General features: G+C 57.1%; 11 protein-coding genes. 5 read left to right on the forward strand and 6 right to left on the reverse strand.

The features are described from left to right. Positions 1-177: 177 nt before the first annotated feature. The 4 genes from K5E40_RS09750 to K5E40_RS09765 form a co-directional block, all read right to left on the reverse strand. Entirely contained in the window at positions 178-2208 is a 2031-nt protein-coding gene (locus K5E40_RS09750; protein ID WP_221730543.1) for a DUF262 domain-containing protein, read from the reverse strand. Then, the gene (locus tag K5E40_RS09755) at positions 2198-3694 is read right to left on the reverse strand and encodes a DUF262 domain-containing protein (RefSeq protein WP_221730544.1); all 1497 of its coding nucleotides are present in this window, start codon (positions 3692-3694) and stop codon (positions 2198-2200) included. The genes K5E40_RS09750 and K5E40_RS09755 overlap by 11 nt, the downstream gene beginning before the upstream one ends. 16 nt (positions 3695-3710) lie before the next feature. Beyond that, entirely contained in the window at positions 3711-4436 is a 726-nt protein-coding gene (locus tag K5E40_RS09760) for a hypothetical protein (protein ID WP_221730545.1), read from the reverse strand. A 187-nt stretch (positions 4437-4623) separates the two neighbouring features. After that, the gene (locus K5E40_RS09765) at positions 4624-5271 is read right to left on the reverse strand and encodes a HEPN domain-containing protein (protein WP_221730546.1); all 648 of its coding nucleotides are present in this window, start codon (positions 5269-5271) and stop codon (positions 4624-4626) included. Positions 5272-5489: 218 nt separating this feature from the next. Here K5E40_RS09765 and K5E40_RS09770 point away from each other — a divergent pair, with 218 nt between their 5' ends. The 3 genes from K5E40_RS09770 to K5E40_RS09780 all read left to right on the forward strand — a co-directional run bounded on the left by K5E40_RS09770 (position 5490) and on the right by K5E40_RS09780 (position 11150). Continuing rightward, positions 5490-6971: a hypothetical protein gene (locus K5E40_RS09770; RefSeq protein ID WP_221730547.1), complete on the forward strand. Its 1482-nt coding sequence runs from the start codon at positions 5490-5492 to the stop codon at positions 6969-6971. A gap of 63 nt (positions 6972-7034) precedes the next feature. Then, positions 7035-10436 (forward strand): TM0106 family RecB-like putative nuclease, encoded by a 3402-nt coding sequence (locus K5E40_RS09775; RefSeq protein WP_221730548.1) that lies wholly within the window; start codon positions 7035-7037, stop codon positions 10434-10436. 45 nt (positions 10437-10481) lie between these two features. Further along, entirely contained in the window at positions 10482-11150 is a 669-nt protein-coding gene (locus K5E40_RS09780) for an ankyrin repeat domain-containing protein (RefSeq protein ID WP_221730549.1), read from the forward strand. Between the two features lie 50 nt (positions 11151-11200). Here the strand turns inward: K5E40_RS09780 and K5E40_RS09785 are convergent, their stop codons facing one another. Next, a complete protein-coding gene (locus K5E40_RS09785; protein ID WP_154949546.1) occupies positions 11201-12076 on the reverse strand; it encodes a WYL domain-containing protein in 876 nt (291 codons plus the stop codon). A gap of 119 nt (positions 12077-12195) precedes the next feature. Here K5E40_RS09785 and K5E40_RS09790 point away from each other — a divergent pair, with 119 nt between their 5' ends. Together K5E40_RS09790 and K5E40_RS09795 are read left to right on the forward strand one after the other, a co-directional pair. Next, positions 12196-12453, forward strand: a complete 258-nt coding sequence (locus K5E40_RS09790; RefSeq protein WP_127650044.1) for a hypothetical protein — start codon at positions 12196-12198, stop codon at positions 12451-12453. A gap of 9 nt (positions 12454-12462) precedes the next feature. Then, positions 12463-13515, forward strand: a complete 1053-nt coding sequence (locus tag K5E40_RS09795; RefSeq protein ID WP_221730550.1) for an ADP-ribosylglycohydrolase family protein — start codon at positions 12463-12465, stop codon at positions 13513-13515. A 334-nt stretch (positions 13516-13849) separates the two neighbouring features. Here the strand turns inward: K5E40_RS09795 and K5E40_RS09800 are convergent, their stop codons facing one another. Further along, the gene (locus K5E40_RS09800; protein WP_221730551.1) at positions 13850-15439 is read right to left on the reverse strand and encodes a dynamin family protein; all 1590 of its coding nucleotides are present in this window, start codon (positions 15437-15439) and stop codon (positions 13850-13852) included. Positions 15440-15492 lie beyond the last annotated feature (53 nt).

The raw sequence follows: 15492 nt of genomic DNA on the forward strand, positions 1-15492 counted from the left end.
GGGAGCGGACTTGCACGCGATGGCATCATCCCAGTGGTTCGCAGTGTAATCCTGCTCATGCCGTAGATGCTGAACCGTCGCTCCTGGCTGTGGATTCATCGGGCGACATCGCTGCAGGGTTATCACCTGTCGTTGCGCTTAATGGATAGCGCTGATAACGCTTGCTTCACCGTCACCCTAGTCGATGGTGAAAACCCTTTGGTAATGGCATTGCAGTGCCGCCAGCATAGCAGCCTGATGAGCATCGGCCGCGACCTCTCCCCACGTTTCCTTCGAATAGATCAAGTCCATTTTCAGGGAGTCAGGTCGCTTCTCGTACGCCCGCTTGTTGAGGAATCGCTGGCGCTTTTCGTTGTATGGCAGATTACCGTACTCCGAGTTGATACTGCGCGAGACAAGCGCAAGATTGCCAAAGCGGTCCAGCCAATCCCGCGAGACCGTGTTGGTATCGATCGCCTGTGGGGTCTGCGGCGAAATATGCTCTACCGAGTTCTTCGCGGTGAAACGGAAATTGCCCCAGAACTCATGATCACGTTGCTGTTCATACCAAAGCACGAAGTCCAGTTTATAGAACCAGTAATGCGCAAATCTGACGCCATGGTCCTCCGTCAGCACAGCGTCGAACTGCAGCGCCGAAGCGGTACGCCAGGGATCGTCCATGAACCGGCGGCTACGTACGACCAGCGAAGCATCCGTCACTTCTCCAAGCAGCTGGTTATCCAGATGGCATAGGAAGCCATAGTACTGCTCGATTTCACCGCCACCACCCCGCACGGTGTGCGCATGCTTGTGGATAAAATACAGGAAGGGGGTCAGCCAGTAATGGGTGGTGATTTCCTGCGAGTGATACAGCATGCTCTGCAGCAACGATAGGCCCTGGTGCACGGCATTGTCGCGACTGCGATTGATGTAACGCTTGTCTTCACTGGCGGAAATCGATGTGTGGCAGACCTGATGGATTTCGTCATCGCCCTGATCGACCCACTTGATCACATACTCGTCCCACAGCACACGCATGCGCCAGAGCAGATCAATGAACCCTTGCGCCCTCGCCACACGCTGCGCCGAATCCGCTGGCGCCAGCAAGTGGGCTTCAAACAGGGCGAGCAACTGCCGATCCAGCACACGCGGCAGATCCGCCTGCCCTTGCTCCTTCAGCCAGATACGCAACACATGAAGCAAGAAGAGTGGAAAGCCGATGATGCTCCGCGCCCAGGGGGCTTCTCCGTCATCCTCGGCGATGGCTGCCGGAGCCGCGCCGATATCGACAACAGAGCCGTCAACGATGGCCTGCAAGGTCAGGCGGTCGTAGCCATCCGTTTGCGCGGAGTCGGTCTTTCGATCGAGCAACCCGTGTACGGCGCCTGCATGGAGCAGTTGCCCCTTGTTATAGAGATCCCCCAGTCGGTGCGCCTCCAGCTGGGTTTCCAAACACAGATTGCGCTCGACAAAGCCACTCATGTCGGCACAGGCATTCCACAATGCCGCGAAACGGAAACGGCTTTCCGCGGGGATGTCCTGCAGCAACCTAGCCTTGAGGATCTCGTGGTGCTGTAGCTGGATACCACGATTGTTGATGACTTCGAACAGCTTGTTCAGGTCCATGCCCTCAGGCACTTGCGTGAGCACCAGCGATACATTGCGATACACAAAGCTGGCCAGCGCCTTGAGATATTCATCATCAACAGGCCCGCCGTCCGCACGCTTGTAGGTCTGCGCGAAGGAGGCCATCAATTGCTGAGCCTCTCTCATGCTCTGAGTGTCGATGATTTCGCTGCTCGTCGCTTTCCCCCCCGGCATCATGCTGGCAAGGAAGTCGTTCACCTGCTCCCGGATTGAGAAGTGCAGACGCGGAATCGTCCCTTCCTTCAGCACAACCCTACTGAAGTCCTCCATCACCTGGCTCCATACCGGCACCGTGCTGAGCATCCACAACGTGGTGAAACGCTGCTGGCCGTCGATCAGGTCGAAGCGGCGCATGCCCTGATTGCGATCTTCATCGGTGGTTTTTTCCACCAACAGCGTGCCGCCCAGGAAGAACTGTGTGTCGCCTCGATCGAAAGCATTGGCGATGTCTGTCAGCAGTGTTTTGATCTGCTCATCACCCCACACATACAGGCGCTGGTAGATCGGCACATTGAAACACCACGCAGCGTCTTTCCTGTTGGCCAGCTGTTGCAGAGTGCAGAGGCTGGAATCAATGCTCATGGCGACCTCCATGGGAGGCTTTAAGAAACACCTCAAGCCATTGCGATTTGTCCGCAAGGTTGCGGCATTCAGGATCCGCCTGCACCTTGTAGAACGCCAGAACAGCCCGTTTGTATCGACCTTGCACACCATTCCCCACTTCAATCGTTTCATCGGCATACAACGATGCCACGGCCTGTTGGCGCTTTTGCAGAAAGTCCAGCACCTGTTTCGGATGGTAGCTTTGTGCGATCACATCCAGCAGGTTTAGCTCGGCCAACCTGAAGAAGTTGGCGGCGGTTTCCTGCTTGACCTGTTTTTTCTCCAGGCGAATTGCGCCCAGCAGAAACTCCAGGCGTAAGGCAAACGCGGTCAGTTGCTCGACTTCGAACTGATCCATGTACACCAGGCTGCAGAGCATGAAAATTTCGCGCAGATACTCCTGGTTGTTGCACAGCAGCTGTCGATATATCGCGCGGAAAAAACTCACCTGCGCGCACGGCGCAGGATCGTTCATCAGCCTCTGCAGCAAGGCGGCATACTTGTCTGCGTAGAGAAAGAAGCCCACGCCCTCATGAATGGGCTGGCGCAGTGCCATCGGCAAGTTCGCGGGGTTGTGGCTGATGCGCAGTTGACTGCCGTGCAGTACATGCTCTCCGTCGCCCGTCAGCGTCAACGCAGTTGCCAGCCGATTGTGTCGGGTGGCGTAGAGCGGCACGCTGTCGACGCTGCTGCGGCTGTCCGCAACGTGGTTCCATGTGTCGCACTGGAACTCGGTCAGCAGCGTCTCGTGTCTGCCCGCTGGAGTATGCGCACCGCGCCAACGCCGAGCACGCCAGAGAAAACGATTGAACAGGTTGGGGGCAAAATCCTGGCCGGGCGACAGTATCGCGGGTTGACGTTGCAGCGCCTCCCAGCGCTCGGCGCAGTGCTGCTGCAGGGCTGTCTTCAGATCGCCCTCAGCGTCTGCGTGATCGATCGCACGCAGGTGATAGGCCTTGAGCAGGTCGGTGGCCCGCAGAGGCACGCCGCGATTGTTCTGGGTATCGAAAAAGGTAAATGCAAGGTCGCTGCTGTCCACCTCGATCACCGTCAGACGAAGCTTTCCGATGATCTCCGGTGCAATCGGCTCTTGCTGCTTCAACGCCTGAATCCCTTCACGGATATGTCGTGCGGACTGCCCCGAATAGCTGAGCACCTGGCCCGCTGGCAGTGCACCGGTCGCGCGGTGATACAGCAGCGACAACGCCGTGATGCGCTGCTGACCATCGATGATGAACCTTCTCGATTGGTGCACATCGCGATGCAGCAATACCGCGCCAATGTAGTAAGGCAAGGTTTTGTCCGGCTGGCCTGCGAACTCTGCGAGATCACTGGTCAGTTGCAACAGCTTGTCCGGGCCCCACACGAAGCCGCGCTGATAACTGTCCAGTGCCAATGGCCAACCTACCTTTAGCAGATCGTCGAATGCCAGGGTGCTGACCCGGACAGGAGATTCATGCGTCATTTATCGGCTCCCCTGCTCAGCTCTCTTCCCAGCGTTTGCGCAACGTCCTGATCCGGGCATCCCCTCGCAGCGCACGCCGATCCGGTCCACAGAGCGCGACCGAACCTTCCGGTAGACCAAAGACTTCCTCGATGGCTGCCCGAATGCTGCTGACCTTCGCATCCGAACGTGCGGCCCGATAGCGCGCCGCCCTTCGCTCGGCAGTGGCCACGGTCTGGTCTGCACCCTGCTCATCCTCGGCATCTGGTTCCTCGACATCCCAGTCCTCGTCCTCTTCATCCCCCTCTATAAGTTCCGGATCATCATCGGCCTCAGCGGTCAGGTCAGCCAGGCTCTGACCATTGGAATACCAAGTGCAGGCGTCCTCCTGCTCCCATACCAGCCCATCCTCGACATGAAAGGTGCGCAGGGCTATGGAGGACGAAACGTAATCGCTGAACCGCGACTTCACCGCTGGCAACCGCTCAAAGCCAGCGCCCAAGGCCAGTAGAACCTTATTAGGGCCGGCAACCAACAGGAATTCAGACCAGCTCTGCTCATGGAAATTGACGCTGGCAGAAGCGTACATGTAAAGGGTTGCGCGAAGTGATGCGTCCTGTTCGGCCAACTGGGTCAGTACCTGCATCACAGTGCGGTAGATACTAAAGCCCGCATTTTCGACGGAGTGCGAGTCGACCTCGACAGTGGGCAATGGCGACCCTTTGTTGACGAACGAGAGCTCCGATACCGATTTCTTGATCATTGCATTCTTTCCTTGAACAGTTCGTGGGCGGGAACGGGCGCAGTTTGCGCCCAAAGTCCCCGCTTTTTCGCATTCCCTCTGATTGAGGACGAAGATGTCATGCTCGACAGTGGCAAGTTAGGTGATGAGGATGAACAGCCAGCGGAATCACTTCGTTTGTGATCGCGTGATTGGAAAGTCCCACGACCTAAGAAACAACCGGATAACAAGCATCACCCCATAGCGTTTCCGGGTTATCCAGCATCAGCAAAATAATCACCGGCACCAACTTGCCGAGGAGGTTCGAGCAGTCGCGCAGTTGATCCCGGTTCACAGTGCTATTCCAGGTTGCGCCCCCATGCATGACCTGATTCCGCAACGTATAGATTCGATTGAACAGAACGCCAAGTACTGCAGGGGTGTTGCGGTTGGCCAACGCTTGCTGTGCGGCTCGCCGACCGCTGGCAAAGCGCTCGGTCCACTGTTGCTCGCTGATTTTGCCGTTCTGGTTATCCCAGAAGCTCTGGAACACGAAGGGGTTATCCAGCAACGCGCGAATGCTTCCTGAAAACTCGGACCAGACCAGGTTCTCGATCAGGTTGTCAGTGTCGAGCGCGCAGAGTTTGTCCAGAAAAGCCTTGAACGTGGATTGCTCGGAAAGACGGTACTGCTCGTCGATATCGGTGGCGTAGGCGGAGTTGAAAGCGATCCACAGGAAGATAAATCGACCATCGATATCATCAGCTTGCTCGGCGCGATTCAGCCAGCTCAGTGCACGATGAACGCGCAAGGTGAGGTTTGGATGATGACTTTCCCGTTCCTGACGATGACGGGTCTTGAGTGTTTGATGGTCCATGCAGTGCCGATCCTTGAGGTCGTGGGCGGTACGTAAACAGATGGTGTGTGTCTGAAAACTTTACACATAGTTGGGTTAAACGCCGAGGGAATGGAAAAGCGTCTATCCGAAGCTTGGAACCTGCGCCGTTTGTTTACCTGTATGAACAGACAACGTGGACGGGGCCAGCTCTTTTGCTTAGGGTATGGCCATTCGATATTACCTGCAAGGCAGTCGGCATGAAGCGCGAACAGTTCCTGAAACAACCTGAAGTCGAGTCTTTCATTTCATGGCTTGCGGAGAATTTGCCGACGCTCACGTTCAAGCTGCGCTTCAAATCCAGCAAGTTCGTGCCTGGCGGTTTAATGGCTGATGTTCAGGGGCTCGAGCAGGTCCTTGAGCACTATCGCTGGAAGGCAGGTTGGCAAGATTCCAACCAAGTCCCGGTGGACTCGCAAACCTGGGCTGAAACCCAGCGCTCCCTCGGGCAACTTCGTGAGTGGCTGACGAGTGCGGTCAGTCTGGAGGATGTACAACAAGCGCTTCAGGCGTGTTTGCAGATTCTTCGTTGGGGTGGTGTCCGGGGAGCCATTCCGTTTTTGCACCGGCTGGCCGCAAAGGGCGAGCTGTCGAGCTATCTGCAAAAGATGGCCGGGCTCATGCCGCTCGACGGCGACAATGACCTGAATGATCTCGACGCGACCAGTGTCGAGCGTTTCGATGCGGGTCTGACCAAGATTCACGCTTTGTTCGATAAGTCGGGATCCCCCATCTACGACAGTCGTGTTGGCGCTGCCATAGGTATGCTTTATTCACTGTTTCGCCAGCAATGGACGGGGAGCGGCAAGCCCTTGCTGGCGTTCCCGTCCGGAGCTGCTCGTGGCAGCCAGATCCGCAACGCGGGAGCATTCTTGAACGGCTTGGCAGCACCGCAATTTTCTGCGATCGATTATGCGCAGTGGGCACGTTGGCAGGTGCGGTTGGGGTGGATTATCCGAGCTCTGCTCGAGCGCACCGACTGGTTTTCCGAGCAAGGAACACTGCCTGCTCGATGCCACGCCTTCGAGGCCAGCTTATTTATGCTCGGCTATGACCTGCGGTGCTTTGGGGCGGCGCTGGTGTCTGATCCGAAGGCAGCAGTACCCGTGATTGACGCGCAGAAAAGCGAAAGTGACACCACTGGCTGGGTGCCAACGGGTCACCCCTTCAGCCAGGTCCTGAGGGATTATCTGGCCTTCCGCCACAGCGGTTCGCTCGACAATAAAGCGTCCTTCGTTGCATGGCTGTTGACTAACCCGCGTAACGAGAAACCACTCACGCGTGCCACCGCGCAGGGCTACTGTTTCGCATTTTCCATTGAGGAATTCGACCTGTTTGGCCGGTCGCCCGAAGAGCTCATTCGCATTGTCGACGGTGGCAAGGATGGATTGTGTGCGGCACTGGCGACCGAAACATTGGAGCCGTTCACCCTGGGTGATGAACGGGTAAATGTCTGTCTGGTGGATGTATTGATCACGGGCAATGCGTATCTGCGGGCTACGACAGAAAAGGCACGCATCGACTACATCTTGAGCGCCGGATATGCCGGTACCGAGAACTCTGCCAAGACGCTGATGGCGTTGGGGCGCAACGTGGGCAAGCACTTCGGCCTGCTCGATGCACAACATCTGCCGACGGCCTTGTTCGAGCAATTTTTCCGCGGATGCTCGCTCGACGCCTGAATCCCGCAGGACATTGAATCAGCGTGAGGCGTTCCTGGGCGCCTCACCGGACGGGAAGCGACCATGCAAAACCGGAACGGAATTCAGTTGTACTCCGCCTCAGATATCTGCGGTTTTCTTGAGTGCCAGCACCTGACGGCGCTAGACCTTCAGAACCTCGTCATGCCTATGGAAAAAGCGGCGGCTAGCGATCAGAACCGATTGATACAGGACAAGGGCTTAGCCCATGAGGCAGCCTTTTTCGAGCGGCTCAAAAGCGAATATGCCAACGTGGTAGACATTGCCGAGGGCAATCCGAGTTTCGCGCGCCGGGTGGAACTGACCATCCAGGCCATGAAGGCCGGCGTCGATATCATCTTCCAGGCTTCGCTTCAGGAAGGCGCCTTTATTGGTCACGCCGACTTCCTGCGCAAGGTGCCGCGGGCGTCGGCGCTGGGCGACCACAGTTATGAGGTGATCGACACCAAGCTGGCGAAAACGGCCAAGGCCAAGTTCCTTGTGCAGGTTGCGCTTTACTCACGAATGCTGATCTCGATCCAGCAAGTACAGCCACAGTTTATGTATGTCGTACTCGGTGATGCCGCGTGTACCGAGCAAGCATTTCGGGTTGCTGACTACGCTGATTATCTGGAGCATGTGCTTCAGCGTTTCGAAACGTTCGTGAACAGTGCCGACCACCCCGTAACGTACCCGGAGCCATGCAGCCATTGCGGGTTCTGTGCGTGGCGCGATCGCTGTGACGAACAGCGGCTGCAAGACGACCACATCTCGGCCGTCGCCGGCATCAGCCGCTCGCAAATTCGGAAACTGCAGGGCGCCGGCGTGACCACGTTGCGTCAGTTGGCGGACAGTACCGACGACCTGCGCATCCCGAAACTGCAGACGGAGTCTTTGAGCAAGTTGCGGCATCAGGCACGCTTGCAGTTCCTGGGGCGTTCCAGTGATGTTCCGTTGTTCGAGCTTCTGCCTGTCTCGGGTGAGCGGCGTGGTTTCTATCGGATGCCCAAGGCGGTCGACGGTGATCTGTTCTTCGACATGGAGGGCAATCCGCTGGAAGAGGGTGGCCTGGAATACCTCTTCGGTCTTTACATCGACGAGGCTGGGCAGCAAACCTTCAAACCCTTCTGGGCGCATACCCGAGAAGAAGAAAAGACCGCCTTCGAGCAGTTCATCGACTGGGTCATCGGCCATCTCAAACGTTACCCCGACGCGCATATTTACCACTATGCCAGCTACGAAGAGACGGCCATCAAGCGCCTGATGAGCCAGCACGGGACGCGTGAAGCACAAGTGGACTGGTTGCTGCGCAACGGCAAACTGATCGATCTGTACAAGGTCGTGCGAGAAGCGATCCGGGTGTCCGAGCCCAGCTACTCGATCAAGAATATCGAGCACTTTTACATGGGGCAGCGTGACGGCGACGTCACCAATGCCGGCGCGAGTATGGTGTTTTATGAGCAGTGGAAAGAGACCGGCGAATCGAAGTTGCTTGAGCAGATCGAGCATTACAACAAAGACGACGTGCTATCCACCTATCTTCTTCGTAACTGGCTGTTGGAAATCAAGCCGTCGAGTGCAGGCGCTTTTCTTGGATCTGAAGCCGAAAGCGAGAAATCCATGGCGGAGCAAAAGGAGATCGAGATTCGTCTGGAAGATTATCGCGATCGTTTGCTGGGGGGGATGTGCACTGACGAAGAGGCCATGAGTGACGAGGATCAGGTCACGTTGCTCACCTTCCAGCTACTCGACTTCCACCGCCGTGCAGAGAAGCCAACGTGGTGGCAGCTGTTCAGTCGGCAGGACATGACAACCGAGGAGCTGCTGGAGGATATCGAGAGCCTGGCCGGTTTGCGGCGCACAAACACACCGCCTGAACCGAACAAGAAATCGTTTTTGTATGAGTACAGTTTCGACCCTCAAGAAACCAAAATGCGTACGGGTTCTCAGGGCGTCATCACCGAGTCCCTGGTCAGCGTACAGCTGGTTAATCTGGACCATGACAACGGTCTGGCGACATTCAAGGCTACCGAGAGAAATGCACCGCCTGATTACTTCGACATGATTCCCGGGAGGCCGATCCCGTCTACTTCGCTGCGCAAGGCGTTGTTCCGTTATGCCGACAGCCTCTTGGCCGGCGAACAGCGCTTCCAGGCGGTTGCAGACTTTCTACATCGTCGCGCTCCGCGGGTGAAGGGCATTAAGCCGGGTGCACCACTGCTTGATTCAAGCCTGCCGACGATTGATGCCATCAAGCAGGTGGTGCGAAACCTCGAGCACAGCGTGCTTTTTATTCAGGGGCCGCCTGGTGCAGGCAAGACCTACACCGGCTCGCACGTCATCGTTGATTTGCTCAAGGCGGGCAAGCGTATCGGCGTAACTTCCAATTCGCACCACGCCATCAATAACCTGCTGGCGGCGGTTGAATCTCGTGCGCAAGAAGAGGGATTCACTTTCACAGGACTGAAAAAGTCCTCGGAGGGCGAAGGCACGGAGTTCACCGGCCGCTGCATCCGTTCCATCGAGGAAAAAAAGGAGTTCCTCGATGCGTGGGGGCCGAACATTAACTTGACCGCCGGCACCGCCTGGCTATTTGCCGACCCCGTCTTCACCGAGCAACTGGATTACCTCTTCGTCGACGAGGCTGGTCAGGTGAGTGTGGCGAATCTGGTCACGATGGGCTTGGCTGCGCGAAACATCGTCCTGATGGGCGACCAGATGCAATTGTCGCAGCCAGTGCAAGGCGTGCATCCGGGCCGCTCCGGCGATTCCATCCTCGACTATCTGTTGGATGGCACGCCCACAATCGCACCTGATCGTGGGGTGTTCCTGGCGCAAACCTGGCGGATGCACCCCAACGTTTGCTCGTTCATTTCGCAAGCAGTGTACGAAGGGCAACTTTCTTCGGCGCCCGGTACTGAGAAGCGGGTGTTGTTACTGGATGGCCAGCGACCGGAAGTGCCGAACAGCGGGCTGATGTTTTGCCCTGTGGAGCACGATGGCAACAGCCAGAGTTCGGACGAAGAAGCGGCGCAAGTCCAAGAGCTTTACGCATACTTCCTGCGCCAGCGTTATGTGGATAACAAGGGCGTAGAGCACGCGATCTGCATCGAAAACATCCTGGTAGTAGCCCCGTATAACCTGCAAGTACAGTTGTTGAAACAGGTGCTGCCAGCGGGCGCTCGTGTGGGTACTGTGGATAAGTTTCAGGGGCAGGAAGCGGAGATTGTTATCGTATCGATGGCGACCTCCAATGAAGACTATTTGCCCAGAGACATTGGTTTCCTGTACTCGAGAAATCGCTTGAATGTAGCCGTCAGCCGGGCGAAATCGTTGGCCTGTATCGTCGCCAGCCCCGATCTAACTGCCATACGTTGCCTGACTCCGCACGACATGAGCCTAGTCAACGGTTTGTGCATGGCTGTCAGGTACGGGACGGCTGCCAATGCTCTCGCCCTGTGTGAGTAGTGCCATCAAGGGTTTTGTCATCTATCCGCAACAGGGAAGAGAGTAATGCCATACACGCCCGCTTTGCTTTCTCTGCTGCAGAAGGCTTTGGCCTCGACGAGCTTTTGCGTTGATGACATGGAGGGGCTCGGCTTGGGGGACTGGCACTCTTCAGTGCTTCTCGACAATACGCAGTATCTGTCGTCGTTTGATCCGCTGGCGTTCAATGACCGGAATCTTGTGGGGGACACCCCACTGGACATCGCCTATCGTCTGAACCGAATCGCCCTGATCGAGAAGCTGGAGGCACTCGGTGCCTTGGGAGACAAGCAACTGCGGAGCTGGAAAGGGCTCGGCAGCTTCATGCCGCACGATAAATACATGCATCTTCCCGCCAGGCAGGGAAAAATAAAAACTCTTGAAACGCGTTTCCGGCTAGGCGGGAGTCTCAACCATCGTGATGTGGGCGGAAATACGCCTATTCATTGGCTCGCAATAAATGGCCACTTCAAGACCGTCAAGTACTTCACTGATAACTACAATATGTTCGAACTTGATATGAACGCGAAGAACAACGAGGGCAATACCGCTCGAAATCTGGCCATCCTCTATGGCCATAACGACATCGCTGAGCAACTGCTGATCCGGGAGATCAACAACTGCATCAGCGCTGCGCGTATCTGGCACGAGATGTCGGCCGGGTGGACATGGATGTTGCCGAGTCGAAACGCCTGACAGACAGCGATCGACTCGGGGCAACACGCCTTCGCCCAAAGGATTGAGGATCAGTCATGCATGAGCCAGGGGCGCAGCTCCTTGAGGTTGGTTGCCACGATTTGCTGGGCCTCGGGGTTAGTGGCCTGGTTTCTTGGGTCGATCTGATAGCGTTGCAATACGTACTTCACCAGCGCCCTGCGACTGGGCACCACGAGCTGGCCATCAATCATGCCGAAGTCGGTTTCGATGATTGACTTCTGCGCCGCGTTCAATCGCCCATCGGCGGCAAATATCACCGGTATTTCGGTGTTCCAGTCTTCATCCAGCTCACGAGTATTTGGCGATTCGTCGAGCAAATCTGGCTGGCCCCGTAGACGGCTGAGCACAAAGTCGCGGTACTGGCCGTTCTTCTCGCAGTAAGCCCGCACATGCCAGCGCATACCGGTGTAGACCAGCGTGTGAGGGGCGATGAGGCGAATCTCCACGTTCGGAGTATTGAGCGACACGTACTCGGTTTCCAGGCGCAGGCCGTCGCGACAGGCCTTGAGCAATGGGCGCAGGACTTCCGGCCGAATTGGACGATCCGGGACTTCCAGCACCTTGGTGTGGGCGTAGGCTAGGGCGAGTCCATCGATGTGCGGGGCGCGTTCGTTGTTCTGATAGAGCAGGTGCAAATAGGCGCTGGCGCTGTTGTCGATGAACAGCGGCGTGAACGTCTTGCTGGGCACGTAACCTTTTATTTTTTTATCATATGTAAGATTTTTAGGCGCATGTTCTGTGATGTAGGTGTTGATGTCCTTGGACGCCTGCTGACGGCTGATGCCGAAGCTCTGCATCAAGTGTCCCGTGGTCAACCGGCCCTCCCACCAGGCAACGGTCTCAATCAAACGATAGCGAAGTGCCAGATCCCAGCGGACCTGTTCGATGGACTGCTTGCGTTTCATACCGTCTCCATATGCGCGAATACTTTACCTGTATAAGTCTACATTCTAGACCTGTCGTTAAACACTACATATCGTGTGTCTGTCTTCAAAATGAATTGAAGTCACGAAAGGAAGTGGACATGAGTATGTCGGAAGCGGTTTCGACGGGTGCATTGCTGATGATGGGAGCAATCCTGCTGGTGTTACTGCATCAGTGTCTGAGATTACGTGAGCTCTGGCAGATGGCTATGGGCTGCCAAAAAAATGTGCGCTGGGCGCGGATCTGGGAAATGGAAAACCGCGAACTGCGTTCGGCGTTGCGAGCCGAGAAAGAGCACGTCCAGCAGTTGCAAAGAAAGCTGGTGATTCTGCAGGAATTGATCCCTGCAGAGGGATGAGGAAAGGACATGAACAGACTTGAACGGATCAAGGGTTGCCTGCTCGGCGGCGCCGTCGGTGATGCGCTAGGCGCCCCAGTGGAGTTTCTCGAATGGTCAGCTATTGAGGCTAAGTTCGGTCCACAAGGTATCGTTGATTTTGCCCCTGCTTTCGGTACCACCGGCGCCATTACCGACGATACGCAGATGATGCTTTTCACCGCAGAAGGCTTGCTGCGGGCTTATGTGTGCGGCAGCTCGCGAGGGACTTGCCACGTCCCCAGCATTATTCACCATTCGTTGCTGCGCTGGCTGATAACCCAGGACTATCCCGCGGCGATGCCGATCGACGTGGACGGCTGGCTGATCAAGCAATCGGAGCTCTGGTCTCGGCGCGCCCCTGGCACTACTTGCCTAGGTGCACTCAAGGCCAGTCCGCGGTTGGGCGCAGTTGCCGAGAACAACAGCAAAGGCTGTGGCGCCTTGATGCGCGTTGCGCCCTGCGCCTTTTTTGCAAACGCCTTTGACTACGCGACCCAATCAGGGCGCCTGACTCACGGGCATCCTACGGGCTATCTGGCAGCCGGGATGTTCGCCGATATTCTCCAGCGTATGGTCGATCGGCAGGACAGCCTGGAACACGCCGTCACTCAGAGCCTGGCGCAGTATGGACAAGTGCCCGGTATGGAAGAGACCCGCAGCCTCCTTGAGCGCGTCCTTTTCTTCTTTTACGAGGGCTACAAGCCCACTGCGCAACGAATAGGCGAGCTTGGTGGTGGATGGGTCGCCGAAGAAACGCTGGCTATCGGGTTGTGGTGCGCCCTAGCAGCGCCCTCTTTCGAAGAGGGCGTGATCACGGCGGTGAATCACAGTGGCGATAGCGACAGTACAGGACTCGTCGCCGGGCACTTGTTGGGTGTTCAGTATGGTGCTGCGGCGATTCCTGCTCGGTGGTTCGAGCAATTGGAGTTGCGCGAAGTGATTGTGCAAGTTGCCGAGGACATAGAGCGTATTCCGCGCGTGTACTGTGGGTATAGCGGAGAGTTTGATCAGCAAATCGAGCTGGCGTATCCCGCTGGGTGAGAGCGCTGAAGGAGAGGTCTGTGGATAAATGTTCAGGAGAGCCGCGATGCCGATCAAACCCAAACCTTTCACTTTTGTTCGTGATGAGTGTGGTTGGAAAAAAACTGTAGCGCCACGTAGCGATGCATTGGGGCCCGGTGACTGGTTCGCTCGCTGCCCCAAATGCGGTAGCGAGGCGTTGAGTCATCGGCGAGCGGACGTTATCGATCGCACAGTGGCTGAATGGCTGGCGCGACTGCGACGCTTTTGAGTGCTCGTCGGCACGCAAAGGGACGTCATATGCTGCAGTCGAGCCTGCATCGCCTGCGACCTTCTCAGGTCGCAGGCCAAGTGCTCATGTTGCTGCGTGCGGATTGCTGATCGCCAGGGTGACAAACTCATCATCCACAACACGAACTTCGCCGTGCAGCAGACTGCCCTTGACCAGTACCAGCGGGTCAATGCGCAAGCCGCCTCGGATCATGCCGAAGCTTAGCCCGGTGGAGGCAATGCCATTGCCGAACTCTACGATAATCTTTTTCATCTCCGGCTTGACCGTCAGCACTCTGATCTCGAACTGCTCACCGATGGTCAGCGGGCGATTGAGCCATGTGCGCCGGAATCTGTAGATCAACTCGTGGCTGCGTCGTACCTCTTCGTCTTCGGCCACACCGCCGACAATGAGGGTGATTGTCTCAAGCATTTCCTGCTTGAGCTCGCCAAAGGCACCGACCAGCTCGTTGAGTCGGCGCTGGTCATTGCGCAGGCGTTCGATCTGCTGCTTGATCACTTCGCGTCGCTTTTCGGCCAGGCTGTCGGCGATGGGCAGCAGCTCGTTCATGGCTGACAGCAGCTCACGGTTGGTGGCCGTCGCATTAATGTTGTGAGCGATGATGGCGTCCAGCACTCGCGCGCAGGCCACGCGCTTCTGGGTTCGCTTTGGCTGGCGGTTGAGCGTGTCCAGCCAGGCGCGTGCATCATCTCCGGCCATGTGCTGGCCATTGAGTTTGCCCAGCGGGGCAGCCCAGGCCATCAGTCCGGCCCGGTCGATGTGGGCGTCGTCGAGTGCTTGAGCAGTGCTGTCGAGGATTGCCTGGATGCGCGAGCGACCGACCAGATCCGCCTGGGTGACCACGAAGAAGATCGGCTTGGGATGGTTGAGGGTACGCAGGAACTCCAGGTCGTCGCGGCGGATCGAGCCGTTCTTGGCACTGAGCAGCCAGATCACATGGTCGGCTTCGGCGAGCTGGCGCTGGGCGATCCATGCATCACTATGTACGGCGTCATTGCGGTCGGCCTTGCTGTAGCCAGGCGTGTCGAGGAAGGCGAGTCGCCGCCACAGGCCGGGCAGATGGATCATCAGCAGGCGCAGGACATGAGCGAAGCCAACCTCCACGCCGAGCGTTTCCTGATAATGCTTCTGGAAGGCATGGGTGATCGCCTGCAGGGCGCGGCGATCCAGCGCGACCTCCTGGGTGAATGTGTTCAGCGCGATGATTTCCTCACGCTCACCTTGCACGATATAGCTGGGAATCGCGGTGGTGGGCTCCAGCGATTCGGGCAGCACATCGACGCAGAGCAGGCTGTTGAGAAAGCGCGACTTGCCAGCGCTGAAGCCGCCGCCGACACCGATTACAGTCTTGTTGGCCAGATCGGGGAAGGCAACCATATCCTCCAGCGACTGCTCCAGCGCCACTAGCTCGCGATAGGCTTGTGCCTCGGCCGGGTAGTCGTCTCGCGCGGCGAGGTTGACGAAGCTCTGGTGAATCAGTTGGTGCAAGCGGTGAAGCTGCCGGCGATGTTCGCTGGGGATCACGCCTTGAGGCTGGGCGATCAGTCGGGTGATCAACTGCAGTCCCAGCGCCGAATCTGCCAGATAGGGATTGGCGGTTTCGGCTTCGGCAACTTCCAGTTCTTCTAGGCTGAAGTTGGATTCAAGGGACATTTATTAATCTTCTATTTTGCGGGCTACTGTCTCGATTCGAGAGTTGGCAGATA

The sequence above is a fragment of the Pseudomonas baetica genome (genome assembly GCF_019733355.1).
GTDB lineage: Bacteria > Pseudomonadota > Gammaproteobacteria > Pseudomonadales > Pseudomonadaceae > Aquipseudomonas > Aquipseudomonas baetica_A.